The 1,230-nt window shown below is 39.4% G+C and carries 3 protein-coding genes and 1 pseudogene; 1 reads left to right on the top strand and 3 read right to left on the bottom strand.

What is annotated here, in order from left to right; genetic code table 11:
- Positions 1-245 (top strand): Uma2 family endonuclease (locus tag QT974_RS34540; RefSeq protein ID WP_333472846.1); only part of this gene is annotated, 245 nt, incomplete at its 5' end.
- 43 nt (positions 246-288) lie between these two features.
- Here QT974_RS34540 and QT974_RS34535 read toward each other — a convergent pair.
- The 3 genes and pseudogenes from QT974_RS34535 to QT974_RS34525 all read right to left on the bottom strand — a co-directional run.
- Entirely contained in the window at positions 289-663 is a 375-nt protein-coding gene (locus QT974_RS34535; RefSeq protein ID WP_333472845.1) for a hypothetical protein, read from the bottom strand.
- Between the two features lie 17 nt (positions 664-680).
- Entirely contained in the window at positions 681-1,043 is a 363-nt protein-coding gene (locus QT974_RS34530) for a papain fold toxin domain-containing protein (protein ID WP_333472844.1), read from the bottom strand.
- An 89-nt stretch (positions 1,044-1,132) separates the two neighbouring features.
- A pseudogene (locus tag QT974_RS34525) lies at positions 1,133-1,230 on the bottom strand (cyclic pyranopterin phosphate synthase MoaA); the annotation flags it as partial.

The raw sequence follows: 1,230 nt of genomic DNA, 5'->3' as shown, positions 1-1,230 counted from the left end.
AGGTTGTTAGTCCTGGGAGAATTGGGCGCGATCGCGATTACATTAGTAAACGAGCCCAATATGCAGCGCGGGGCATCCCTGAGTATTGGATTGTTGACCCTCAAGAGGAGATAGTAGCGGTTCTACGACTAGAATCAGGTGAGTATGTCGAAGTTGGGATTTTTCAAGGGGAACAAGCGCTGATATCGCCGACTTTTCCGCAGTTGAACTTGACGGCCCAACAAGTCTTGGGAGGGGAGCTTTAGCCACCGATTTACAAGGAATTCCAAGGAGAAATCGAGATCGCGCTCAAGTATTTCCAGCTACAACACTCAAATTATCCGACATTTCGTAGTTATTTGTTGCATTATCTTTTGGCAACTTTTCACAATTCTTAAATTCTTCAAATAAATCAAAGAAACGATTTAGTGCATCTGCTTCATCCTCAGCATAAAAAAGAATAATCCGACTCCAAGATTGAGTATCTGCTTGATTAAATCGATTTTCTATCCACTCTTGAAACTCCTCAAACTGTTTTTCTTGTTCTGTGATAGAAATACCAAGTTGACGACGCGCAAAGGTATAGCCATCTAAAAAAACGTGGAGATGGCTGAGCGATTTTTTTCCTAAGTATAAAGACGCTCTTTGTTTGATTTTTTCTAATAAAGCGTATAAATCTAACATTTTTTATCTCCTTTTACCTAAAATTCTATTTCCTCAATCTGAAATTGACCGCCCAAATCAAGTGCTAAACAATAAAATTTCCCCAGCCACTCTTGTTGAGGAATTCCTTCAGGATGGATATTATCAAAAATTAATTCCTCCCCACTGATTTTAACTGCAATCCCTTCATGGTGTCCATTCGTAGCAATATTCTGCTTGATGTCATCATGGTAAATATTACCATATTTTCCCAGAGCGCTGCCAGTATAAATTTTTACCTTTTTTCCAGCAATACACCTTTGGATTAAAAACTCTTGAATGCTTGAAGCGCAAGCCTTACATTCAAACAGTTTAAAATTACTAGCTATTTCTGAAATTTGTTGTCGCACTTCATCGTTCATAAATCGTGTAGCCTCGGTCTTTACCCCACTCTATCCAAGCTGATGCCATCTGTTTTACCCTTCCTCTTTGTTCCGGTTTAATGGGATTTTCACCCGCCGATTTGAGACATGGTGCGGCTGTAATTTCCTTGAGTAGTTCCCGAATCTCGCTGCTTGAAATTAATCTCCGGTTTAATCTCTAATATTT

The organism is Microcoleus sp. BM001215392 (assembly GCF_036700185.1).
Lineage (GTDB): Bacteria > Cyanobacteriota > Cyanobacteriia > Cyanobacteriales > Microcoleaceae > Microcoleus.
Note: the sequence above shows the minus strand (reverse complement) of the source record. Positions and strands in the feature narration are given on the sequence as shown.